The 22,929-nt window shown below is 35.3% G+C and carries 18 protein-coding genes and 6 pseudogenes; 6 read left to right on the forward strand and 18 right to left on the reverse strand.

What is annotated here, in order from left to right:
* Positions 1 to 331: 331 nt before the first annotated feature.
* A complete protein-coding gene (locus U860_RS0129070; protein WP_240184503.1) occupies positions 332 to 1,276 on the reverse strand; it encodes a peptidoglycan DD-metalloendopeptidase family protein in 945 nt (314 codons plus the stop codon).
* Between the two features lie 388 nt (positions 1,277 to 1,664).
* Between U860_RS0129070 and U860_RS34565 the strand changes: the two genes are divergently transcribed.
* Positions 1,665 to 1,754: a YjcZ family sporulation protein gene (locus U860_RS34565; protein WP_240184505.1), complete on the forward strand. Its 90-nt coding sequence runs from the start codon at positions 1,665 to 1,667 to the stop codon at positions 1,752 to 1,754.
* Positions 1,755 to 1,952: 198 nt separating this feature from the next.
* Here U860_RS34565 and U860_RS36130 read toward each other — a convergent pair.
* The 4 genes and pseudogenes from U860_RS36130 to U860_RS0129085 all read right to left on the reverse strand — a co-directional run.
* A pseudogene (locus U860_RS36130) lies at positions 1,953 to 2,222 on the reverse strand (hypothetical protein); the annotation flags it as partial.
* A gap of 1 nt (position 2,223) precedes the next feature.
* On the reverse strand, positions 2,224 to 2,421 hold the full coding sequence (locus U860_RS0129075) for a helix-turn-helix transcriptional regulator (protein ID WP_025151239.1): 198 nt from the start codon (positions 2,419 to 2,421) through the stop codon (positions 2,224 to 2,226).
* Positions 2,422 to 2,518: 97 nt separating this feature from the next.
* Positions 2,519 to 2,680 (reverse strand): aspartyl-phosphate phosphatase Spo0E family protein, encoded by a 162-nt coding sequence (locus U860_RS0129080; RefSeq protein WP_025151240.1) that lies wholly within the window; start codon positions 2,678 to 2,680, stop codon positions 2,519 to 2,521.
* A 462-nt stretch (positions 2,681 to 3,142) separates the two neighbouring features.
* Positions 3,143 to 4,018, reverse strand: coding sequence for a LysR family transcriptional regulator (locus U860_RS0129085; protein ID WP_025151241.1), 876 nt, complete (start codon positions 4,016 to 4,018; stop codon positions 3,143 to 3,145).
* A 115-nt stretch (positions 4,019 to 4,133) separates the two neighbouring features.
* Between U860_RS0129085 and U860_RS0129090 the strand changes: the two genes are divergently transcribed.
* On the forward strand, positions 4,134 to 4,802 hold the full coding sequence (locus U860_RS0129090; RefSeq protein WP_025151242.1) for a DUF6198 family protein: 669 nt from the start codon (positions 4,134 to 4,136) through the stop codon (positions 4,800 to 4,802).
* A gap of 424 nt (positions 4,803 to 5,226) precedes the next feature.
* Here U860_RS0129090 and tdcB read toward each other — a convergent pair whose 3' ends face one another.
* Both tdcB and ald read right to left on the reverse strand, forming a co-directional pair.
* A complete protein-coding gene (gene tdcB, locus U860_RS0129095) occupies positions 5,227 to 6,228 on the reverse strand; it encodes a bifunctional threonine ammonia-lyase/L-serine ammonia-lyase TdcB (RefSeq protein WP_002174956.1) in 1,002 nt (333 codons plus the stop codon).
* Positions 6,225 to 7,337, reverse strand: a complete 1,113-nt coding sequence (gene ald / locus U860_RS0129100; protein WP_025151243.1) for an alanine dehydrogenase — start codon at positions 7,335 to 7,337, stop codon at positions 6,225 to 6,227. Before ald ends, tdcB begins: the two co-directional genes overlap by 4 nt.
* A 335-nt stretch (positions 7,338 to 7,672) precedes the next feature.
* On the opposite strand from ald, the gene U860_RS0129105 reads away from it, so the two are divergent.
* The gene (locus tag U860_RS0129105; protein ID WP_025151244.1) at positions 7,673 to 9,031 is read left to right on the forward strand and encodes an amino acid permease; all 1,359 of its coding nucleotides are present in this window, start codon (positions 7,673 to 7,675) and stop codon (positions 9,029 to 9,031) included.
* 320 nt (positions 9,032 to 9,351) lie between these two features.
* On the opposite strand, the pseudogene U860_RS32200 reads toward U860_RS0129105, so the two are convergent.
* The 6 genes and pseudogenes from U860_RS32200 to U860_RS0129145 form a co-directional block, all read right to left on the reverse strand.
* Positions 9,352 to 9,726, reverse strand: a pseudogene (locus tag U860_RS32200) (ammonia permease).
* 350 nt (positions 9,727 to 10,076) lie between these two features.
* A pseudogene (locus tag U860_RS32205) lies at positions 10,077 to 10,537 on the reverse strand (helix-turn-helix transcriptional regulator).
* A 650-nt stretch (positions 10,538 to 11,187) separates the two neighbouring features.
* Positions 11,188 to 12,159 (reverse strand): NAD(P)H-dependent glycerol-3-phosphate dehydrogenase, encoded by a 972-nt coding sequence (locus tag U860_RS0129125; protein ID WP_240184504.1) that lies wholly within the window; start codon positions 12,157 to 12,159, stop codon positions 11,188 to 11,190.
* 480 nt (positions 12,160 to 12,639) lie between these two features.
* Entirely contained in the window at positions 12,640 to 13,080 is a 441-nt protein-coding gene (locus tag U860_RS0129135) for a DUF2269 family protein (protein WP_025151246.1), read from the reverse strand.
* 18 nt (positions 13,081 to 13,098) lie between these two features.
* Positions 13,099 to 13,449 (reverse strand): ASCH domain-containing protein, encoded by a 351-nt coding sequence (locus U860_RS0129140; RefSeq protein WP_025151247.1) that lies wholly within the window; start codon positions 13,447 to 13,449, stop codon positions 13,099 to 13,101.
* 294 nt (positions 13,450 to 13,743) lie between these two features.
* Positions 13,744 to 14,055, reverse strand: a complete 312-nt coding sequence (locus U860_RS0129145) for a hypothetical protein (protein WP_002174968.1) — start codon at positions 14,053 to 14,055, stop codon at positions 13,744 to 13,746.
* Between the two features lie 34 nt (positions 14,056 to 14,089).
* Here U860_RS0129145 and U860_RS36695 point away from each other — a divergent pair.
* Positions 14,090 to 14,260: pseudogene (locus U860_RS36695) on the forward strand ((2Fe-2S)-binding protein); the annotation flags it as partial.
* Positions 14,261 to 14,496: 236 nt separating this feature from the next.
* Here U860_RS36695 and U860_RS35710 read toward each other — a convergent pair.
* From U860_RS35710 to U860_RS0129170, 5 genes and pseudogenes are all read right to left on the reverse strand, one after another.
* The gene (locus U860_RS35710) at positions 14,497 to 14,661 is read right to left on the reverse strand and encodes a hypothetical protein (RefSeq protein ID WP_162791023.1); all 165 of its coding nucleotides are present in this window, start codon (positions 14,659 to 14,661) and stop codon (positions 14,497 to 14,499) included.
* Positions 14,662 to 15,709: 1,048 nt separating this feature from the next.
* Positions 15,710 to 16,231, reverse strand: coding sequence for a DUF3967 domain-containing protein (locus tag U860_RS0129155; RefSeq protein ID WP_002174969.1), 522 nt, complete (start codon positions 16,229 to 16,231; stop codon positions 15,710 to 15,712).
* Positions 16,232 to 16,783: 552 nt separating this feature from the next.
* Positions 16,784 to 17,911 (reverse strand): IS200/IS605 family element RNA-guided endonuclease TnpB, encoded by a 1,128-nt coding sequence (tnpB, locus tag U860_RS0129160; RefSeq protein ID WP_025151248.1) that lies wholly within the window; start codon positions 17,909 to 17,911, stop codon positions 16,784 to 16,786.
* A 1,006-nt stretch (positions 17,912 to 18,917) separates the two neighbouring features.
* Positions 18,918 to 19,598: pseudogene (locus tag U860_RS34580) on the reverse strand (IS6 family transposase); the annotation flags it as partial.
* Positions 19,599 to 19,805: 207 nt separating this feature from the next.
* Positions 19,806 to 20,654, reverse strand: a complete 849-nt coding sequence (locus U860_RS0129170) for a DUF2935 domain-containing protein (protein ID WP_002174971.1) — start codon at positions 20,652 to 20,654, stop codon at positions 19,806 to 19,808.
* 497 nt (positions 20,655 to 21,151) lie between these two features.
* On the opposite strand from U860_RS0129170, the pseudogene U860_RS0129175 reads away from it, so the two are divergent.
* Positions 21,152 to 21,490 (forward strand): annotated as a pseudogene (locus tag U860_RS0129175) (hypothetical protein); the annotation flags it as partial.
* 117 nt (positions 21,491 to 21,607) lie between these two features.
* A complete protein-coding gene (locus tag U860_RS0129180) occupies positions 21,608 to 22,699 on the forward strand; it encodes a hypothetical protein (RefSeq protein ID WP_025151250.1) in 1,092 nt (363 codons plus the stop codon).
* Positions 22,700 to 22,929 lie beyond the last annotated feature (230 nt).

Consider the following 22,929-nt stretch of genomic DNA (forward strand, 5'->3'; position numbering starts at 1 on the left):
GTACTTACTGGTTCTTTGTACAAAACTAACATCTCTAGCAAGATCTTGTAAGGTATTTGGAAATAAAAAACTTTGAATTTCTTGAGCAAATATTTACAATTCATCAGATACAGAAATAGACATACAAAAACGCCATCCTTTCTTATGATTCTACAGAAAGAATAGCGTATTTTTTCATTTTAGGGAGGATTTTGTTTTATTAGCTTGATAGTAATGTAGCTGTACCCCTATCCATTGCAAAATTCTCTATGGTGAATTGCTCTTCCTATTTTAAAAGGGATCCTGGCAACAAACCCCCCTTTTTTCTTTCTTTATGCGGAAAACGTTCGGATTACGATTGAACATTGCATGGTGGACATCCTACGCAAGCACCATTAGAACCAAAAAACCAAGACTTACCCTGTGAGTCAAGTTTCCAAGTGTTGGTTACCATGTTGCCATTGTTATCAAAAAACCACCACTGACCTAGTGAGCATACCCATCCTCTAGCCACTCTATTAGCATTAGGATCTGAGGCAGGCAGATTTCGATCCCGTAGATATCGGTATTGTATGTTCCCTGCACTGGTCCTTATAAACCCTGCCCAGACTCCATTGTTATCTGCAAGGTAAGAACTGCCACCACTTCCTGGGAACCACCCTCCCTTCCTCACACCATTTTGGCAATAAACCCAAACGCCATTAGCTAAGCCCCAACCATTTGAATTTGGGCATTGTGGTGGTGGTGGTGGTGGCGGTGTATCGTTAGTACCCTGGATTGTAAAGTTGCAGGTGTATATTAGTTGACACGGATCGTTAGTCTGCCAAAATACATAACGGTTGATATGAAGATGAGGAGTTGGGCTGCCGTTGCCTTTAACAGTAAAGGTACCTGTTGCTGCCAATGTGGCAATTTGTTGCCCTGCATTTACTCGTTGTCCTTTGGTTACACTTGGTTGAATGTGTACATATTCGGTGACAACACCATCAACGTCACTTATGATACCTATTGAATTTGGCTTGCAATTCTTCTGTAAACAAGCGAAGAAGTTAGGGTCATCAGTGTTACATACACACAAAGGATTACCTGTAGTCGCCCATAATACCGTTCCTGATTCCATAGCAAGTACAGGTGTACCGAACACGGCACCATTAAATCTCCAGTCTTTACCGGGATGGGTCGTATTACAAGGTGTAATCATATTGATTTGATTTGGTGGCACGCTAAAGGGCACATTCTGATATATATGAAGAGGTTTCTGATTAATATTATATGGTGGACAAGCCAATTTTTTCAAACCTCCTTTTTAGAGTCGAAAATTATTACAATCTATGAAAATGTGTTTGGAACTGTGCCTGGACACAACCACATTGTTGCAAATATGTGGTCACAGTATTCATTATTTTCGCTTTCAAGGGTACAACCACATCGCCATCAAGTTAAGAAATACATTCTTCCTTTAAACGAAAAAAATGAACTGAATTCTCATAAATAACTGTAGAGATATAAAATTTTCGTTTTGGGGATACTTCAAAATTTCAGCTTGATAGCGATGGGGTGCTACCCCTGTTTGTAGTAGTTTTAATATCACTATGGATAAATTACTTTTAAAACTTTACTTCCGAGAACGATAATTATGTAAATAAGCTGTCCATATGGGCAGCTTATTGTATTTTTTGCTTAGCGTGGGTTTTTTCCGAAATGCTGGCGGCTTTGCTTTATTAGTTGTATTGTTTATTTTATTAATCATCGTTGGAGCTGCTTGCTTCTGCTAAAAAACTATTGGAAAAGACACTCTTATATGGGTGTCTTTTCTTTATACTTTCTAAAAATGTCCTAACATATAATATCCGAGTTTTGCCGTCAGTACCCCATCGTTATTAAGCTAACACAACAAAATACCCCCAAAAACGAAAAAGAGATGAAGAAAATAATAAAAAAGCTTATCATTAAGTGCTAAAAGATAAGCCTGTTTGTCTTAATTTTTCCTTGTTATCGATTTCCGGCTCAAAAACACCAGCTAAAAAAGATCTAAAGAAGAACACCATATAACAGATAATGATACCAAGAGCAGTAGCCCATTCTAGAAACGGTCTTTGTCAGTATACGCCCCTTAGTATTAAATCTATGAAGGCTAGCAATAAAACCACAACTCCAGATTGAGCTCAAATTTTCATTTCAATTTGTTGAATTCTTTCATCTGAATGTGTACTGAGTGAAAACCAATTTTTAAGTTTTTCCATTCTATTTTCCCTCCCAAAATAAGTCATCTAAAGTTTTATCAAGTGATTTAGCTATATCAATGCAAAGCTTTAAAGATGGATTATATTTATTAAGTTCAATAAGACCAATGGTTTGTCGAGTAACATTTATAAGCACAGCTAATTCGTGTTGAGTTAACCCCTTTTCCATTCTTGCAATTTTTATTTTGCTTACTGACATTAAATACACCTCGTTCTAAAATCAGAACGGGGTTATACATGTCTGAGGTTTGAAAATTAAATAACTTTATTGTCACTCCACAAGTGTAAAGTTAATTTTATTCCATCTTATTATTTGTATAAAAAAATTCATTCACTAATATATCTATATCTCGACTTAAATTTAGCACCTGCTTATGTCTAAATCCATATTTCTCTACAAGTTTAATTAGTTTTGCTTTCTTTTCTTCAATTAAATCTTGTAAGTTTCTCATCTCCATATCTAAAAGGCTCCTTTTTGACGATTTAGCATTTATATAATAGTATAGATATAAAAATAAAGAAACTGGAAATTTTGGTAATAGAAAGTAAAATACATTTTAATATATATTAAAATCTTTATATATTTGTATTTAAATTAATCTATTTTGATGTTATACTAATACCAACCAAGAAGAATCTAATTAATCATGACTAATCACTACATTTTCTTTATGTCATCGTATAAAAAGACACTTTAAATAGTGTCTTTTTTACATATTGAGACTATTACTGTGGTTACTTATTGACTATTGAGGTCTTTAATGAATTTCCTTTATTGGCTGACTCATTGTTTCCCTATATAATTGGAGTATTGGCAGTGAATTCACACCATATGCAAATTCACTAATAATAGGTTCTAATCCACATGGTAACAACCTGAAATCTTTAAATTCCTGATTGATATAATATGTTCACTTCATCTAATCAACAATCTCCCAAAATTGAATGGCCGCCTTTGAGAGTGGTTTATCTTTTAACCTTATAAAAACCGGTTCCACACTAAAATCAAATTGTTTAAGTTCAAAAAGCGTTGTATTTTCCAAAAAATGCGACGTATAGTCCATTCTTGGGATGATAGATATACCTAATCCTCTGCTTACAAGTGCTACAACCATTGTGACATCTTTACACTCAATAATAATATTCGGCTTCAGATTACGTTCATTAAATGTTTCCAATATACTTTCATATAAAAAATGCCCTTCCATTGCCCCTAACATAATAAAAGGAAATGAAGCTATTTGTTCCAACGTCATATCCTGTGATGAAAATAATGATAGCCATCTAGTCGGAATAATTACGACGAATGGCTGTTTATTTAATATTTTAACTTGATAGTGTTCACTATTGTCCGGGCGTAAGAGTAATGCAATATCAAGTTCTCTTCGTTCCAGTTTTTTTAATAGTACTTCTGAGTTTCCTGTTATTATATTGATTTTAATTTTGGGATATTGTGTTCTAAACATACTGACATAGTCAAGGAGTATATTCGAACATGCAGATGATACACCAATGCTTATTATTCCTGCTATCCCTTGTTCAATCTCTTGAATTCGCTGTTTTACCTCTTGCATTTGTATCAACATTTTCTCTGCATATTGATACAATAGTTCACCAGTTTCCGTTAGTTCCCATTTTTTTCGGTATCGATGAATCAAAGTTGTACCAAGATCATTTTCAAGCTTTATTAACATTTGGCTAAGCGGTGGCTGCGCTATATGGAGAACTTCTGCTGCTTTAGAAATACTTCCCTGTCTTACAATTTCTCTGAAGTAATGTAATTGTCGAATATCCATTTCGCACCCCATTATATGTTTTTTGATATGATTAGTTTATCATATATATATTATTAATATCTTAAATTCACTGCTATACTTACTCGTATACTATTTATAGAAAGCGAAGGATATTATGAATCATATGAGTAAAACAATGAGGCGAATCATCTTATACGTGCTTGGCTTATTTCTTTTGTCGTTTGGCGTTAGTCTCTCGATTCGAGCAGGATTTGGTGTATCACCTGTGTCATCACTAGCATACGCAATGAAGCTAACGACTAGCTTATCACTTGGTTTCACAACAGTGCTTGCCAATGTGTTATTTATTGTTATCCAAGTAATATTAAATAAACGAATTGAGTTAAATGAATTTGTAGTTCAATTAACTATTTCGTTTTTATTCGGGGGCTTCATGAATATAACGCTTTTCATAGTTCAAATGTTTCCTACTCCTGAAACAATTTTTTCGCGAACTATATTTTTAATTGTTAGTTTTTTCGTTATATCTGCTGGTTTAATGGGATATTTCACAGCGAAACTTCCATTAATGCCATACGATGCACTAACGTATGCAATTCATGAAAAATTCAATTTAAAATTTAGTAAAGCGAAAATATCAAGTGATGTAATTAATGTTTGTATTGCTGGCGGAATATGTATAATTTTCATTCAATCGTTAGGCTCAATCGGAATTGGTACACTAGCCGCTGCCTATTTCGTCGGAAAAATTTTAGGCTGGCTACTATCACATTACCAACAACCTCTTCTACAATGGACATCTAAAACTGAACGCGCTGCCTGAAAAAGCGTATAACAAACAAGTGAATGTCAGAAACAAGAAATTAGCCCATTGTGTTCAACATCCTATATGGGGTACGGAAACCATTTTGGGTATGGGGTGCTACCAAACATTGCCATCAACTTAAGAAAACAAGTCACCCCAAAAACGAAAAAACGCTATTCTTCCTGTATATTTCTACAAAAAGAATAACGTTTTTTTTGTTTTATAGATACAATTTCGTATGAAGAAGGAGAATTCTTACGGGAAGTGCGGTTAAATTCCTTAATACTAATTTCTCTCTTCACTTTCTCTTAATCACCGCGTTACCGATTCCTTTTTAACAGATTGTCCATAGATTCCATCCCCCTTTACCAAAAAAGAGCTAAGATGTTTGCCCTTAGCTCCTTCTTGGTAAAATCGATTTATTTTTACAATTCTTCAATCATTATTTCACTTCATTAGCCACAAAAAAGTGTTCACATACATTTGATATACGTTGTAAGTCCACATTTCCACCGGATATAACGGCAACTACTTTTTTTCCTTTTGTATATTTATCAACTTTTCCTGAAAGAAGCGCAGCGGTAGCTAATGCTCCAGCCCCTTCTACAACAGCTTTCCCGCGTTGTAATAAATCTTTCATCGCCACTTCTAGCTCTTCTTCCGATACTGTTACAATATCATCTACTAGTTCCTTTACAACTTCGAAAGTTAAGCTGCCTGGTATTTTAACTGCACAACCATCCGCTATAGTCGGTGCATGATAATGCTCCACGATTCCTCCATTATCATAAGAGGCTTTCATTCCATGAACATTATCCGCTTGAACACCTATCACATTAATTGATGGATTAAAAGATTTTAATGCAACAGCAATTCCAGAAATAATTCCTCCTCCACCAATAGGTACAATTATAGTATCAACATCCCACAAATCATCAAGAATATCTAAACCAATTGTTCCTTGTCCAGCCATTACTTCTACATCATCATATGGATGTAAGTATGTCTCTCCTGTTTCTTGTATAATTTCCTCACACTTCGCTTTGGCGTCATCAAAAGTTTCACCATATAAAATAACTTCTGATCCATACCCTCTAGTTGCCTCTACTTTCGCTTGAGGTGCAGAAACTGGCATAACAATTTTACTCTTAATTCCAAGTAAATGAGCGGATAAAGCAACACCTTGTGCATGGTTTCCTGCCGAACAAGCAATAACACCTCGTTCTTTTTCTTGATCTGTCAAATGTGACATTTTATTAAAGGCACCACGGAATTTAAAAGAACCCGTTAATTGCATATTTTCTAATTTCAAATAAATTTCTCCACCTGTTTTACTAGTCAAATAGAAAGATTTAACTAATGGCGTTTTTCTAGCATTTTTATCAAGAACCTTTTGGGCTTTTTTGATGTCAACAATATCTAATGGCATTTTTTTGGTTATCATACTAACACTTCTTTCAATTGTTTATAATCTAACCCTAGCGTCATTCCTAAATTTGCGTAAGTAATGACCCCTTTATAGATATTTACCCCAGATGCTAATGATACTTTATGCTGCATAGCGGATTCTAATCCTTCTTTAGCGATTGCTAGTAAATATTCAATATTTCCATTCGCTAACGCGATTGTAGCGGTACGTGGGGTGGCACCAGGCATATTTGGCACTGCATAGTGTATTACGTCATGTTTAATGAATACCGGATCATCATGTGTTGTATACTTATCAATTGTTTCAACTGTTCCACCTTGATCTATTGCGATATCTACAATAACACTTCCAGGTTTCATAGATTGAACCATGTACTCTTTTACGATTTTTGGAGGTCTAGATCCTGGAATTAAAATTGTTGAAATAAATAAATCGGCTTCCTGAATCATTCGCTTCAAGTTTTCAGTGTTTGATTCAATGATTTCAACATTTTCTTTCGCATATTTCTCTCTTAAATGAGAAATTCTTTCTTGATTTATTTCTAATATTGTAACTTTACAACCAATTCCAATTGCCATATCACAAGCGTTAATTGCTGCATTTCCTCCACCCAGAATCACAACATTTCCGGCAGGGATTCCCTCAATACCAGATAATAAAATGCCTTCTCCTTGATGTTGCTTTTCTAAGTAATAAGCACCCATAAATACTGCACGTCTACCAGCGATTGCGCTCATAGGTTTTAATAATGCTAGATTTCCATTTTCACTAATCGTCTCCCCTGCAATTGCAGTTGTGCCAGCATTTCTCATTGCCTCTACACACTCTTTAGAAGCGGCCAGATGTAAGAATCCCCATACAATAAGATCCTTTTTAAAATAATGATATTCTGCAGGTAGTGGTTCTTTCACCTTGACTACCATATCAACATCCCATGCTTCTCCTTGCGTCACGATACTTGCACCAGCGTTTTTATATTCATCATTTGTATAACCAGATCCTAATCCGGCATCTTTTTGTACTAAAACTTCATTTCCATCTGCAACTAATCTTTGAACATTTTCTGGAGTCATCCCTACACGAGCTTCTCCTTTTTTTATCTCTTTCACTACACCAATTTTCATAACAACACATCCTTTATTAGATTCAGATATAAATTATATTGTCTATGATTTGATAAACATTAAAGTAGCAAAAACCAATAAAAATGTTATGGCAATATAATTCACTTTGCGTCTTGCTGTGGCATCTACAAGATAACACCATTCAAAATTATGAGTCAATCGATTTGTGAAAAAGTTCACAAAGTATACTTTTTTATTCAAAATTCTATTTTTATGTAACAAATAAAATTGAATCTAGGGTCCCCTTATGATATTCTTCGTCTGTGAAACATTTCACATATCATAATGTTAAATTTGTAAATAAGTATACATTCTTTCAACTAGGAGTGATTATAATGTCACAGCAACAACTAAAAAAGGATATTGGTTTCTTTGCAGCATTAACCACTGTTATTGGTACTGTTATTGGAGCCGGGGTATTTTTTAAACCTACAGCACTTTATGGGGTAACTGGTACAGCCAGTTTAGGCTTACTTGCCTGGATCATTGGTGGGGTATTAACAGTATGTGCGGGTCTGACCGCTGCTGAACTATCTGCAGCCATCCCTGAAACAGGTGGAATGATGGCATATTTAAAGCGTACTTATGGAAACTTAACAGCTTTCCTACTTGGATGGGCACAAACTGTAATCTACTTTCCTGCTAATATCGCAGCACTTGCGATCATCTTCGGAACACAAACAGTTAGTTTATTTGGTTTAGACATTAGTGAACACAAAATGTTGATTATCGGAATTTCTGTAGCGACTGCAACATTTGTAACTCTTATGAATTTCTTAGGAGCAAAAGCCGCCGGTGGAATCCAAATGGCATCTACTATATGTAAGTTACTTCCACTAGCTCTTATTATCATTTTTGGATTACTACACAAAGGCGATGTTACTTTTCAACTCTTACCTATTGAAGCTGGACCAGACAAATCGTTTATATCTGCACTTGGATCTGGTTTACTTGCAACAATGTTTGCATATGATGGCTGGATTCATGTAGGAAATATCGCTGGAGAAATGAAAAACCCTAAAACGGACTTACCAAAAGCAATTGTATTAGGGTTATCAGCTGTTATGGTTATATACTTACTTATAAACATTGCGTTTCTTATGGTCATGTCCGCAACATCACTTGCAGCGACTGATACTCCTGCTTCTGAGGTAGCAACAATTATTTTTGGCGCAATGGGTGGTAAATTAGTTACAATCGGTATTTTAATTTCCGTATTTGGAACAATCAATGGTTACATTATGACTGGAATGAGAATTCCATACGCTATGGCAGTTGAAAATAAATTACCATTTAGCAAATGGTTTGCTACATTAACTAAACATAGCAAAGTCCCTTATAACTCTGGTTTATTTATGTTATTTGTATCTATTATCATGATGGTCATTGGTGGATTTAACACTTTGACAGATATGCTAGTCTTTGTAATATGGATATTCTACACAATGACATTCCTTGCTGTCTTTATTTTACGAAAAAGAGAGCCAGAACTTGTACGACCTTATAAAGTTCCACTATATCCGATAATACCAATAATTGCCATTATCGGTGGGCTATTCATCGTTATTAATACATTATTTACTCAAACACTTCTAGCACTGTCAGGAATAGGTTTAACCTTAATTGGTCTCCCTATTTATTTTACAATGCGGAAGAAGGGACCTTTAATCATAGAAAATAACAGTAAACGGTAATCTTGTAAAAAGATTTAAATTTTACCGATTTCATATAAGTAGCCTTAATAAAAATTCAAAAGGAAAGAGCCTATTTTAACCAACAAAATAGGCTCTTTTACTTTAATGTACCTATATCACAGTAATAAGCTATATTTTTTCCCATAAAATTCGACTTAGATAAAATTGTAAGAATCTATCGAGGGGATTAATGTAGCAAAAGTGTTTAAACCTATTATTAATATAACCTTATGACACGTATAATATATTTGTATCTATAAAGCGACAACTTCCTTCAATTATATTTGTTAAATAGTAGATGATATGAGTTTAGAAAAAAACTATCTGATATAGAATGAATTAGGTACAGACATTAAATAATAGAAAAAAGCCCCTAGTATTCCAGTAGTAAAAATAATAAATCCCATATTTCATATACTTTTAATTTTTGCTTGTAGTCCATTGAATCCTGCTAATAACCCACTTAAAGGGTATAGGATAAAGTATGGAACGGGTGAAAGAAGATATTCTGCATCAATCCCCATACCCCAACACACAAAAGGTAGCACAACAAGGGAAAGGCTAAGTAATCCCATTACACTTACGAGTAATTTACGATTTTCAATCCCTGCAATAATTAAATAAATCCCACCAATAAATCCACATAGCAAGAAAATGGGCATAAAGTAAATCCAAAGAAGGCTCAAGATGATCATATATAATTTCCTCCTAGTTGATAAGTTGTATTTCAACAATTGTTAAATGAAACATAATAATGGAAAAAAAACATGCATCCTACTTCATAGGAACAATGGGACTTTTTAATTGCATAACATATTCCGTTTAAGAGCAAGAGTGGTGTTTCCACACCTTCTAACGTACAGCAGATTAATTGAGTGACAAATTTATGCTACATGTAATCGTTACTGTACGCTCATAGAAAGGGAAAACCATTCTAATATAGTATATTAGGAATGTACTTATTTATTTTTACATAATTCTATTTGGGGAGCATTTCTAATCTTTTACCTATTTCTTCCCCCTTTCATTAGTTCTAAGAAATGATTTAATTTTCCGGATCCCCTGTTAATTTATAAAGTTGATCTAGTGCTTCTTCTATATCAAACGAATTAAACCAACGGTAATCATGTTTGTCTAAAATACGATAATGCTGACTAATCAGATTTTGTTGTAAGCGACAGTCCCCTTTTTCTTGAATCTGTTTCCACCAGACTTTTCCTCCTAAAGTTTTTTGCGAATTGTTTTTTTGATTTGTAAAAGCGAGGATTTTAACAATTTCATTTACATCATTGCCAAATGTCATTTGGATCGTTTCACTATGCTCGAAAATTGTTACAAGACAAACGGCATTCGTCCATGTGAGGAGGCGTCTACCTTTTTCAATTTCTATTAATGTTTTTTTGATAAACCAATGATTTCAGACATTTTATCTTGTGATAAGTCATTTTCTATACGGACTAGTTTTAATTTTGTACTTACTGATGCGATGAATTCTTGTTTATCCATTAGTCCTCTCCTTTTTTAAAGAAAAGTTGTATTAAATAGACATTGTGTGTTATTAAAATAATCCATGATAACTATGTTTTATTACATCCATAAAGCTAGGATTTTCAGCTAAGCCGGTATAAATCATTTCGCTTTTTACACTATCGAAAATTAATACTAGTAATAAAATTATTATTATTGCTGTAATTGTTTTGACTGTAAGTAGTTTCTTCAACATATTTTTCCTTTCGAATTCCAAATGTAGATTTTGTTTTTCGTTAAAACACTTATAGTGTAAATTTACACTATAAGTGTAAAAACGTCAACATGAGTGTAAACTTACACATGTGGTTGTTAGATCTTTCTGAAGAAAGATGATGAATTTTTGTTATTAAAATTAGGGAGAATTAGGGAATTTTGGCGAGGACAAAGCAGGCTTGGCAGCCCATGCCCATCAACCTAAGAAAAGCAAATATCCCAAAATGAAAAAACGTTATTCTCTCTGTAGAACATTTTGGAAAAAACCCACGCTAAGCAAAAAAATACAATAAGCTGCCCATATGGACAGCCCATTTACATAATTATCGTTAGCGGAAGTAAATCAATTTGATTTGTTTAATATAAGCACTCGTTTATTGAAGAAGTGATTTTCAATAAAAAACATCTTATCATTAGAATTCAAATTTAACAGGTCTTAAAAAAAGCTCTTCTAATGTATCTTTTGCATCTTTACTTTCAAACAAAATCTCATATAAAGCGTTACTAATTGGAAGTTCAACATCATATTGTTTAGATAGTTCTTTCAATGCTTTTACTGTTGAAACTCCTTCTGCCAATTTTTCAAACTTTTGACCTAAGACAAACGCTTCTCCGAATTTTCGATTATGACTATGTAATGAGAACAATGTTGCCTCATAATCTCCTAAATGACTCAATCCATATATCGTTAAATCATTTCCTCCCATAGCTGTAACCAAACGTGAAAGTTCCCTGGTCCCTCTAGCCATTAGTGAACCTTTCAAACTGCTGTAATTCAATCCATCCAACATTCCTGCGGCGATTCCCATAACATTTTTTGTAGCAGCTCCTATTTCATTGCCAATCAAATCTTGTCCGTAGTAAAACCTTATTAAATCACTATTAAACTCCTGTACAATCTTCTTAGTGATACCAATATTCTCAGATCCAATCACCATACAATTCGGAATGTCATTCACAAAATCCTGTACATGCCCAGGTCCTACCCAAACAGCTATATTGGTATTTTTTCCAACGATTTCACCAAATACTCGAGAAAGCCTCTTTCCACTTGTCGCTTCAAGTCCTTTCATACATAAGATGAAGGTTTTTCCTTGTATTTCATTAATTAAGTTTAATTGATTAGCAAATGAACGTAATTCCTGTGCACTAATCGCTATAATAATAATCTCCGCAAATGAAATTGCTTTATGTAGAGAATTACTTAGCTCGATATCTTCTGAGAGCTTAAGATAATCATTCTTTCTTGTTTCATTTAATTCAATGTAATTTCTTGAGTTTTCTCTCCCCCACAACATTACATTATGATCAATTTTGTTAGCATACCAAGCTATAAAAGTACCCCAACGTCCACAACCAAGAACTGAAATATTCAATAATCTCACCTTTGTCTTTATAATTTTTTCACTATGTTTTCCTTTACATGAATGGCTTTACTTATATTGTTCAATATTGGATAAACATTAACAAATATCCTTCATCTTATGCAACTAACGAACAGGTTAGTTGCACAAGATGAAGGATATTCCATACGGCTCTAATTAACATAAGATGACATTATCAGTAGTCAACAATGGATAGAATTTTCGTTATGGGGGAATTTTGATTTTCTAGGTTGATGAGTATGTGGCGGTACCACATGCCCATCAACCTAACAAAAATAAACTACCTCAAAATGATAAAACTGAGCAACTCAGGCAAAAACCTTGCTTTGGGGTAATAGGTCCAGATCGTAAAAGGCTATTCCATCACCTTTTCAAAGCGTAACTACAATAAGGACAAGCCAGTTTTGGCTTGTCCTTGTTCCATGCCGACCGGCGCATTCAAACGGCAATCACACAAAGTCGCTATTCACCCTAGATCTATCACCCCTGCCACAACGCAGGCTTTGTCACCATGAACCATAACATCGTCATTAAAAGAACTATGTAAATCCAAACAGAACGCCGCAACAATTGAATCAAGGCGTCCTTGTCTTGGCACGTTTCGCTGAATTTCCGAATGGTCGGCGAAAAGGCGCGGGCCAGGAAAAATAATGAACTCGCCATGAGAATAAGGGTCATCACTATCCAAGGGGTCTTCCAAGTCCAAGGGCCCGCCAGTACAAGCAGAACCCCGGATGCAACCAGCACATGCCCGGCATGCTTGGCCAGCCTGACCGAAAATCGGAATACATCCAAATAAGCCTGCTGTGTTCGGGCCTCTGAAGCCCGCAGTTTTTTGATGAGCGGAAGCAATACAAAAAACGGGCCGATGGATAAGATTACACTGAAAATATGTACATACAGAAGCAGTCGATACAACATGTCCATCCTTATATCACATTAACCTTCGATGGGACGGAACTCATGAACCCAAACTCTCATATTTGGCAGCCACGGCATGCCAGGGTGAAGAGACAGAATAGATTGCTTATATTCCTCCACACTCGCATAGCCTTCTTGACGGGCATGCTCATCAGTCAATTCACCAAGTGATTGCGAATAGACCTTCTCCACAACATACCGGTGACCTTGAAGCTCCATCACTTCCCCGACATCCGCATATCTCCCGTTGCGGCGAGTAGCCGTTTTCTGTCCTGCAAGCACTTTTTCAATGTCCTCCTGAATCGTGATGAGACGTTCAATCGTACATGTTTTTGGCGGTAAAGCGTTCGTTTCATTTTGGTTTGTCATCTGGGGCACTCTCCTTTTTTCATTTAAGTATAAGCCTACTTTATCATATAAAAAAATTATTCTATATAGCAAGTTTCTACTTAATAGGGATAACAAACTTTCATACAATGCATAGTTGTCTACGAAAATTCAGTTCATTTTTTCATTTTGGAGAACAAGAGATTTCTTAAGTTGATGGGCATGGGGTACCGCCAGCATTTTAGAAAAAAGCCACGCTAAGCAAAAAATACAATAAGCTGCCCATATGGACAGCTTATTTACATAATTATCGTTAGCGGAAGTCATTTTAAAATTCTACATGTGGACTTTTTCTTTGTTCTTGCGAATAACCCACCATACCAAAGATACAAGTAGTATGATAAGTGGTATTCCCTGAATAAAGAGAAATCCTTTCCAAAAATCAAGTACAGTACTGTCTGGAGAATCTGTTGCCATCACACCTATAAAAAGTGCCAATGGGCTTGCAAGTATATTTATCCCTAAACCGACCATTACGAATGGCAGATTTTTAGCCTTAATTTTTGGTGACCCAGCCTTAATAAATACAAATATTGCAGTACCAATTATAAGAAACAGTACCCCATAATAAAATACAATATACGCCATAATATCCCTCCATGACTTTAATTGTACCATTGTGCCTGTGTGCTATTGTTTTGGTTGGACAAAAGAGAAAATTGAGGAATATGTAAAACAAGACCTTACTCCTAAACCTATTGAATTCATTCGTGAAAATATAAAAGAAAACCGATGTGGGTGCGAGATAAACAATCCTCAAGGAAGTTGCTGTTTGGGGAATGTTAAGAACTAGATAAAAAGCCTTTCTTAGCAAAAAAGTGTAACATAAATGTTCGTTTTTGTTACGTTTTGTATTTGAAAATATGAAATATCTTAACCGTTAAACTAGCTGTTGTAAAATGACAATAAATTTATTTAATTTTAAAAGCTAGATAAAAACCAAGATTTTCGAAATACTTATGGTTATTTCGAAAAATATCCACCTTAATACCTGGATAAAAAACCGAGGTTTTTATTAACCTAATTCACCTATCCACCTAAAAAATCAAATAAATCCATAAAAATCCATTTTAAATATACCTGTGCTAAATCTAATCTTCCTTTTCCATGCCCAAATTCTTCATGAACTATATTCATTACACCCTGTACTTGCTGATATATAGCTTTAAATTCTTGGCCAATCCCATAGTCCACACATTTTCAATTTGCCTTACAAAAGATACTTTCGAAGATCCTCGCCGTCTTCCCATATTTTCGCCGCGCTTCCCCATACCTTTCGGTCCTCACTCCCTTTTCATATTTTTCAATCCCAAAATACATTGATTCATTTTCATGATCTCAATACAAACAAATAATTATATAAAAAGAGCCATTTCGGACTCAGAGTCATAGACACAATACAAGTGTCTGAATCTGAACCGCGAAACGGCTCTTGAATGTTTAAACGAAATAAAAAAAGAAAAGCAAATCTATATCCAATTTAACATAAACTAGATTTATCTTCCAAGGGTTTTTGTTGACTTTTGAAGTAGAGGCTGATTCGTCGTGTGGGAGCGAAATCCCACGTACTACGTATCTATCCATACGGTAAATGAAATTATTATTCGAGAGCACTAGCGGTTCGGCTCGTATAAGAATAAATTCAAGCCGATGAACCTAGATAGTTGCTTTTGGATGTGTCGGCTTGGTGCCGCCAAAACTCGAGCCGAAAAAAGTTTTGCAAGGATGTAGCAAAGTGAAGAAAGTCAGTAATAGTCAGGGTTTATAAGATATAGGGTGTACCTAAAAGAGGACACCCAAAAAATGTAAAATAACCCAAAAAAAGATGCCAATAAAAAATAACATCTAAAATAGCTGTCATTTTTTATTATTAGAGTAACACCAATATTTCACGGATTCTGTACGCTAAGACTGTAACCTTAGATACAAAAAGGATTTCAACATAAAAACTAAAAATAATCGTTTATGGAACTTTATTTATTTTTACCAAAATAGACTGAGATACTTTTAATAGCGAGGTAAAAGCAAGATTTTCAACTGAAAAGTCTCTTATCTCTTAACAGGGTAAATCATTGATAACATGAAATAAGTGAGTGAGTGAAATCTATTTCAATATTACAATATTTGCTTAGCCAATAACTCTGGTGCAAAAAAATTATCATTATCAAAAATTTAAAAAATAATTAATAATAATTTACCCACATACAACATTATTAATTCAAATAACATATTAAGTTTAAATTTATTTACCAAACAAACGAATCCAAAATGATTTCTTCTGTTCTGAAGCTACTATTAAGCGCTTGCTATCTTGTATTTCTTTTAATACCTGCATTAATTGAACATCTCTTTGTTCTTCTTTCATTATTCTTTGATTATTAGTTTCCTGTAAAATTTCACTTTGTCGATCCAACCTTTGAATTAACTCTAAATTAAATTGTTCTAATCGTTCTATACGTTCTCTTAATGCTTTTATGTGTTCTGAATCTGCTACGCTATCCGTAACAGCAGCTGCTACCCCATTTTCTGTAACACTCGTTATTACTAGATTTATAGCCTGTTCTAACGTTATGTTTTTCTTGTTCGTAGCTGCTACCAACCGTTCTATAGTTGCTATATCTTTATGATAAAAAATTCTAGAATTATTGTTGCCACGCTCAAAAAAATACCCAACTTCCTCCAGGGCAAGGCAATATTTACGCAAAGTACTTGAGCCAATCCCTAATTTCTTGGCTACCTCAGATCCCCAATAAGTTTGAGCCATATTTTATCCTCCCTCTGTTCTAAGCTGTTCTTCAAATGCCATATAGTCTTTTAAGAGTACGATACGTATTATTTTGCTTTGCTTTGTTGCTTCATTGATATTAACAGCAAATGGTTCTAATCCATTATGACACCAACTTTCAAATAAAATTGTTTTAAAATAGAGAGGTCTTCATATGATTATATGAAAACAATAAATTGTGGTGAAAAATAGTCCTTCAACTGAAATCAAAAAACTTCGTCATTTCGACGAAGTTCTTTTTGATGCATCAATACAATAAAAAAACTTATCTAGTTATATACACATTTTAATAAACTGCATACACTAAAATATATAACAGCCTGCTAGGTAAGATTTCTCAAAATATAATCATGAAAGGAGACATCATGATTTATTCATTTAATAAATCTGATAGATTAATCCCTTTTAAAAAAATTACGATTGCTCAAAAACAGCCTGTAGAGATCTTTATTTTTGAACTACCCCCACTTAACACTCTAACGAGCTGTTTGAAGTGGGGGATTCCTACGAACACCAAGGTATCCCTCAGTTTTATGAGTAGGCGATCCCCGTAATCCCTACGGTTAGGAGCCTTACGGCCTCTTTTCTCAGATTTTCCGCTGCGTTCACATCTCTATCATGATACATACCACAAGAAGGACACTTCCATTCACGCAGGTTCAGGCTTTTCACGTCTTTATTTTTGTAGTCGCAATGCGAACAAGTTTGGGAACTAGCGAATGTTTTCGACACCACAATCACTTGTTTCCCATACCAGCGTGCCTTATACAACAACATCGCTTTGAATTGTGACCATGATACTTCTTGAATCGCTTTCGCTAGTTTGTGATTCTGTAACATATTCGATACTTGCAAATTTTCTATCCCAATCACATCGTGGTTTTTGATGATCCTAGTAGAGAGTTTTTGCAAATAGTCCGTTCTTGCCTGTTTAATTCGTTCATGAATACGAGCGACTTTCATTCGCTGTTTCTGCCAGTTCGTTCCACCTTTTGTACGTCTAGATAGAATACGCTGGGCATGAGCAAGTTTCTTTTCTAATACCCGAAACCATTTTGGATTACCGAATACCTCACCTGTTGAAAGAATAGCAAAGTTTTTCACACCAACATCTATACCAACAGCGGAATCGGTCTTCGGTAATTCTTGTACTTCTGCTCCAGCAAGAATCGAGACAAAATATTTTCCACTTGGATTCCTTCTGACAGTAGCACTCAAAATTCGTCCTTCTACCTCACGACTTTTGACAAATTTGACAAGACCAAGTTTCGGTAACTTCAATTTATTATCTATAATCGCAATGTTTCCATTTGTATGTTTCGTTGTATAGGATTGGACTTTATTGTTTTTCGATTTAAACTGAGGAGCTTTGTTTTGTTTTTTGAAGAATCTTGCATACGAGTCAGCGAGGTTGTGAAGAGAAGATTGAAGAGCGATACTGTCCACTTCTTTTAGCCATACAAATTCTTTTTTGAGAGTAGGTAATTGCGAAGAACAAGTGCCATAGGATAACCCTTTTCCTGTTTCTTTATATCTATCATTCCACTTTTCCAAAAAGTAGTTAAATACAAAACGTGAACAACCAATTGTTTTCGTAATAGCTATTTTTTGTTCTAAACTAGGATAGATCCGAAACTGATACGCTTTATGGGTAAGCACCGCTTTTCACCTCACTTCCTTTTTTTATTTGTTTACAATCTTTTTCATGATATGTATGAGAACGATATCATGATATAGCAAAAAAATACTGCTCACGTATCATTTCTTCTTTTTTGTCGAAAGTCCTCTGTCCCTTTCAAAAAAATATACAAATGAAAGAACTTTTACAATGAAACAATTTCGTAGATGTAAAAATGCCTCGGAGCTGCAACATTTTCTTTCTATTGGAACGAACTGATTACGATACCGGTACCTTATACTGATTCTTCACCAAGAAGAGCCTTTAGGCTTTTGCCTATCCGTCATTCAGCTCCCACCTACTCATTGGACCATGTCCTACCCATTCCTTGAGGTGGGAGTTTTCTGTCGGGAAATGATAAAATATACAACATGAAAAATCACAAAACATTATTATTCTAACTTTGCGATCATTTGGCGAACGTAATAAGTTAACATAGTATTTCTCCATTGTTTTTTGATGTTGGTATGCTCCTTACTTTTAGGTCTCTCGACTTGACAATAAAAGAAAATCGAGCCGGTAGACAGGGGCAAACCGTATCCGTTTGACAACCTACAAGGGTCTGGGATAGATAAATCGGTCAACTCTTTAATGCTCACTTCGTTCCGCTTACCGTTGACTGACACTTAATACATATGTTCTAACAAAAAATTGTTAGTTTATATAAAAAACGACATCTACAATCGTAAATGCCCAAACGTGTGATAAGGATTTAATTTCCAGAAACGATGAATAAGATATAAACGACTAAACTTATATCTTATGCTCCAATTATATGGTTGTCTTTTTCAAAAGGTGCAAACTAAAGAGAGTACTCCCCGTTTAAGTACTCTCTCGTAAATCGTCTAAGGTAACATGTGAGATAGGACCTTTCACTACTATTATATGAATTTCAACCCAAAATATGCCTAAAACGGTTCTGGTGCAAACATTAAACAAAAGAGAATAAAGCACATATATTCCTAACGGAATCGTATCTTTTATTGCAAGTCCAAACAATTGATGGATGAATTCTTTTTGATTTTGGACAGACTGGTTCCATAAAGTAATCTGTTCTTTTTTAATCATATGCATGGCTTCTACTCCAGAAAGAATGGATGTAGCTGTGTCAAAAGATTTAAGATCTAGCATAGAACGGATTCGCTTCTTTATAATGCGATGATCTTGTTCTACTATGTTATTCAAGTACTTTTGTTGTCTAAGTCGCATACTAGTAGGTATGCTTTTTCTTTTTTCAACTGTTCAATTGCTATAGGATAAGCTGGATTCTTATCGACTGTTATCACACGTGGCTTTGAAACATGAAAAGACCGCAAAGCTTTCTTGAAAAAGCGCCTTGCACCCTTATGATCCCTTGTTTTGCTTAGGCAAAAATCGATTGTGTTTCCGTTCGAATCAACAGCATGATCCAGGTACATCCATTGATCTTTTACTTTGATATATGTTTCATCGACTCTCCAAGAGCCATTTATTTGTTTGAGGTAACGTCGGATCCGTTTGTCCAATTCAGGACCATACTGATGAACCCAACGCATAATCGTTGTATGAGAAATGAATAAACCCCGTTCCTCCATCATTTCCACCAAATCACGAAAACTTAGGTTGTACCGTTAATAAGATAATATCAAGCTGGTAGTGCTTCCATTTGAACCAATTTTTCTTTTCCATACCGATCACACACCTTTTTAGAGTAATAGTATCAGTATGTCCAAGTTTTAGAGATGATTTGTAATTACCTTGAAGTTTTTGCACCAGAACCGTTACTTCACTAAAGAACCTGTTCGTTGAATAAGGAATATGATACCATCTCAAGAAAAAGAAGCTAGCAATAAATTGTTAGCTTATCGAAAAAACAGTATTTTTCCCCATCTTCTACTATTTATATTGTGATTTAACGCTTGTAAGATGAGCATCAAACATATCAATTATTTCAAGAAATCTATCAGCTTCACGAAAAACATGGTCTGCTAATAATGGATGAATGATACTCTTTATTTTACATTGCTCAATTAAATCACGTGCTGTTTTCTTAAAATCCCGAAGAGATGTAACCGACACACGATTTTGATCCAAAAATTGATCTAAAAGAGGAACTGTTTGGGATTGTGGTTTCATAGATTCTAAGTCAATTGCTTGATACATCAATTCATCAAAATCATTGCTAAAATTCCGAGCTGTATCTACAAGCTTTCTTTCCGATGGATCAAGAAGATGACCAATAAATTTAGCATGGTCTGCCATAATCCTTAAAAAGAAAACATTTTCTTTAATAATAGCATCCGGAAGAGCATCTAATTTACCTTCATTTAATTCAATTAAACGTCTTCTAAAATAATCAGCTTCCCTACTTGTATGATCAACTAACAGTGGAAAATTATTTTGCCCTGGCAATTTACATGTAAGAATTAACCCTAGAAGTTTTCGTTTAAATCCGAAAATATTAGTTGCAGCTTGTTGTACTTCTGAATTAAATCTTTTTATTTGTTCAGGATCTGTTTGATTTGTATAGGAATGTGCAATTTGTTCGATGTGTTCAAACAATCGGTAAAATTGATTAGCCTCTTGGATTAGTTGAGTATCCTCACATCTAAACCCCAATCGAAGAAATAAAGAATGCTCTTTCATGATTCTAGACCAAAAACGGATTTCATTTAATGATCGTTCAACAAACATTCCAGATGTAACACCCGTATCAGGATGTAATGAGGCTTCGTTCCTATTCATTTTCAATCCCTCCAGTAAATACTATGCTAGTTCTATTCTTATGAATAGATATAAATTAAAATACCATCAATAAAAGTTAAGTCTGGCTATAAAAATAGGGGTCCCACCACATCGCCATCAACCTAAAGAATCAAAATCCCCCTATAACGAAATGGCTATTCATTATTGACTACTGATAATGATGGATTTTAATCCAGCATCAGATAATAGACGATAAAAAGTTAAAAACGTTTATACAACAAGCCCCACATTTCATCTATATTTTTTCTTTATTGATAAAAAACGTTATAAAAAGAAAAGTATGTGGGCAAAACAACAAATACAACAAATACAACAAAAGAGCATAGCGTGTATATATCGTGCGCCAACACTTTATATACCGTCCACCTGATACACCCAGGTAAACTCAGGAGTTATTGTACATCATGCAGGGTTTCTTAAGTAACGTTTACCACATTGGTGACGTTGCTTTTTTGTTTTACCAAAGCAGTCGAATAATGAAAACTCGTATCGATGTTATCGCAAGTGAAGAGTCATATTGCAACTTTTCTACTTTTGAAGAAGTAGAAGAATTAAATAAAACTGTGCGTACATACAGAGACACTATCCGTATGTCTATTAAGCGTACCGATGTACAATCTAAACTAATTGCATTACTTGAAATTTTAAAACGCCACAGCTGTAAATATGTAGGTGTTAGTTTCCTATGCAAAAATAGAATTGCTGCAAAGATGGAAGTTTCATATAAAACTGTGCAACGTTTAATGAAGAAACTTGTGGATCTAGAGATGATTAAACAAGTTGCTATGAAGAGAACAAAAGATATGCTCCAAACTTTAAAAATATGCTATATTATCAGCTGCATGTCCTATACGAAAAATCTCCGTAAGCATATATTAATTTAGGTAAAAGCTAGTTTTTTACTTAAAATATGTTTTTAAAAGGGTGATAAAATGCATAATCAAAAAGATCAGGACAGGTGCTTCCAGTGCGACTTTCTCTACATTGGTGATAGCTTCGACGACACCGTGAAGACTTTCGACCCGAAAACAGGGAAGTTCCTTGGCACTTTTGTCGCACCAAATAGTGGCAACTTGCATGGTCCTCGGGGACTTATCTTTAACCATATGGGCAATCTTCTTGTCACTAACCAGAACGTCGGACAACCCGTGAATGGCGACGTATTGAAGTTTAATGGGCAAACCGGGGCGTTTCTGGGCGAACTCGTCCGTTCAGCCGAACCAGGCGCTCCGTTGGCACCGCGCGGTATCGTACTCTCCAAACATAATGTCCTGTTTGTGGCAGATGTTGGTGACTTCGACTTTAACACGGGCATAGAAGTGCCTGGAGAAGTGCGGATGTACAATGGTTCCACTGGGATGTTTCTAGGCAACGTCGACCACCACTGCTCCAACCCTTTCCACCCCCGCGGATTGGTCTTCGGTCCTGACGGCTTGCTGTATGTCTCCGCCATTGACTTTTTAGATCCAAATAAAGGCTGGGTGCTGCGCTTCAACCTGAAATCAGGGGGATTCGATGTGTTTATTGTGAGTAATAAAAAGAACAACCTCCATCGTCCCGAAGGTTTAGTCTTCGGTCCTGACGGCAACCTCTACGTCACTAGTTTCAAAAATCTTGATGATCCTAATGACACCGACAAAATTCTGATCTTCGATGGTGATACGGGCAAGTTTATCGGCAAGATTGACCTCTATGCCCCGGGAAAACCACGTGCTTTCGCACAGGCACTCCTTTTTGGATCGGATGGAAAATTGTTTGTCCCTATTACGGGCCCGTTTGACAATGCTACGGGGGCTCCTACAGGCGAATTTACCGGTTCAGTACGGCGTTATAATGTCCATAGCAAGAAGTTCAAGGAGGTGGTCCCCCCTTATAAAAAGGGCGGACCATTGGGAGTACCGTGGTACCTGACATTTGGCAATACGAATCCCGCAACACTAGCTTACCGGTGTGACCGGGAAGAGAGCTGCGACCATCATCATCATCCACCTCATGGGGAATGTAGTGACGAGAGCAGTAGTTAACATTTGAATATATAAGGAAAGACCGCTTCTAGAGTTTAGAACGGTCTTTTTAAACCTTCTAAAAGGTTAGATTCACAATATCCTATGATTTGTTAAACGATATTCCATATTCAGCGAACGGGTGCTTATCTTGAATAAGATTTAAGCAATGATTTTCAACAATCGGGCGCGATTGTTGAGCAAACACAGGTAGAAAAATTATTCACTAGCAACAGAAGGAACTCAAGCAT

Origin of the sequence: Bacillus sp. H1a, from assembly GCF_000633475.1 — a bacterium.
Lineage (GTDB): Bacteria > Bacillota > Bacilli > Bacillales > Bacillaceae_G > Bacillus_A > Bacillus_A paramycoides.

What these genes read in the sequence shown, in the direction of transcription:
- U860_RS0129075 (WP_025151239.1), bottom strand. Translation starts at nt 2,421, where the DNA reads ATGTCAGTAAGCAAAATAAAAATTGCAAGAATGGAAAAGGGGTTAACT.
- U860_RS0129080 (WP_025151240.1), bottom strand. Translation starts at nt 2,680, where the DNA reads ATGGAGATGAGAAACTTACAAGATTTAATTGAAGAAAAGAAAGCAAAA.
- U860_RS0129085 (WP_025151241.1), bottom strand. Translation starts at nt 4,018, where the DNA reads ATGGATATTCGACAATTACATTACTTCAGAGAAATTGTAAGACAGGGA.
- U860_RS0129090 (WP_025151242.1), top strand. Translation starts at nt 4,134, where the DNA reads ATGAATCATATGAGTAAAACAATGAGGCGAATCATCTTATACGTGCTT.
- tdcB (WP_002174956.1), bottom strand. Translation starts at nt 6,228, where the DNA reads ATGATAACCAAAAAAATGCCATTAGATATTGTTGACATCAAAAAAGCC.
- ald (WP_025151243.1), bottom strand. Translation starts at nt 7,337, where the DNA reads ATGAAAATTGGTGTAGTGAAAGAGATAAAAAAAGGAGAAGCTCGTGTA.
- U860_RS0129105 (WP_025151244.1), top strand. Translation starts at nt 7,673, where the DNA reads ATGTCACAGCAACAACTAAAAAAGGATATTGGTTTCTTTGCAGCATTA.
- U860_RS0129135 (WP_025151246.1), bottom strand. Translation starts at nt 13,080, where the DNA reads ATGTTGTATCGACTGCTTCTGTATGTACATATTTTCAGTGTAATCTTA.
- U860_RS0129140 (WP_025151247.1), bottom strand. Translation starts at nt 13,449, where the DNA reads ATGACAAACCAAAATGAAACGAACGCTTTACCGCCAAAAACATGTACG.
- U860_RS0129145 (WP_002174968.1), bottom strand. Translation starts at nt 14,055, where the DNA reads ATGGCGTATATTGTATTTTATTATGGGGTACTGTTTCTTATAATTGGT.
- U860_RS0129155 (WP_002174969.1), bottom strand. Translation starts at nt 16,231, where the DNA reads ATGGCTCAAACTTATTGGGGATCTGAGGTAGCCAAGAAATTAGGGATT.
- U860_RS0129170 (WP_002174971.1), bottom strand. Translation starts at nt 20,654, where the DNA reads ATGAATAGGAACGAAGCCTCATTACATCCTGATACGGGTGTTACATCT.
- U860_RS0129180 (WP_025151250.1), top strand. Translation starts at nt 21,608, where the DNA reads ATGCATAATCAAAAAGATCAGGACAGGTGCTTCCAGTGCGACTTTCTC.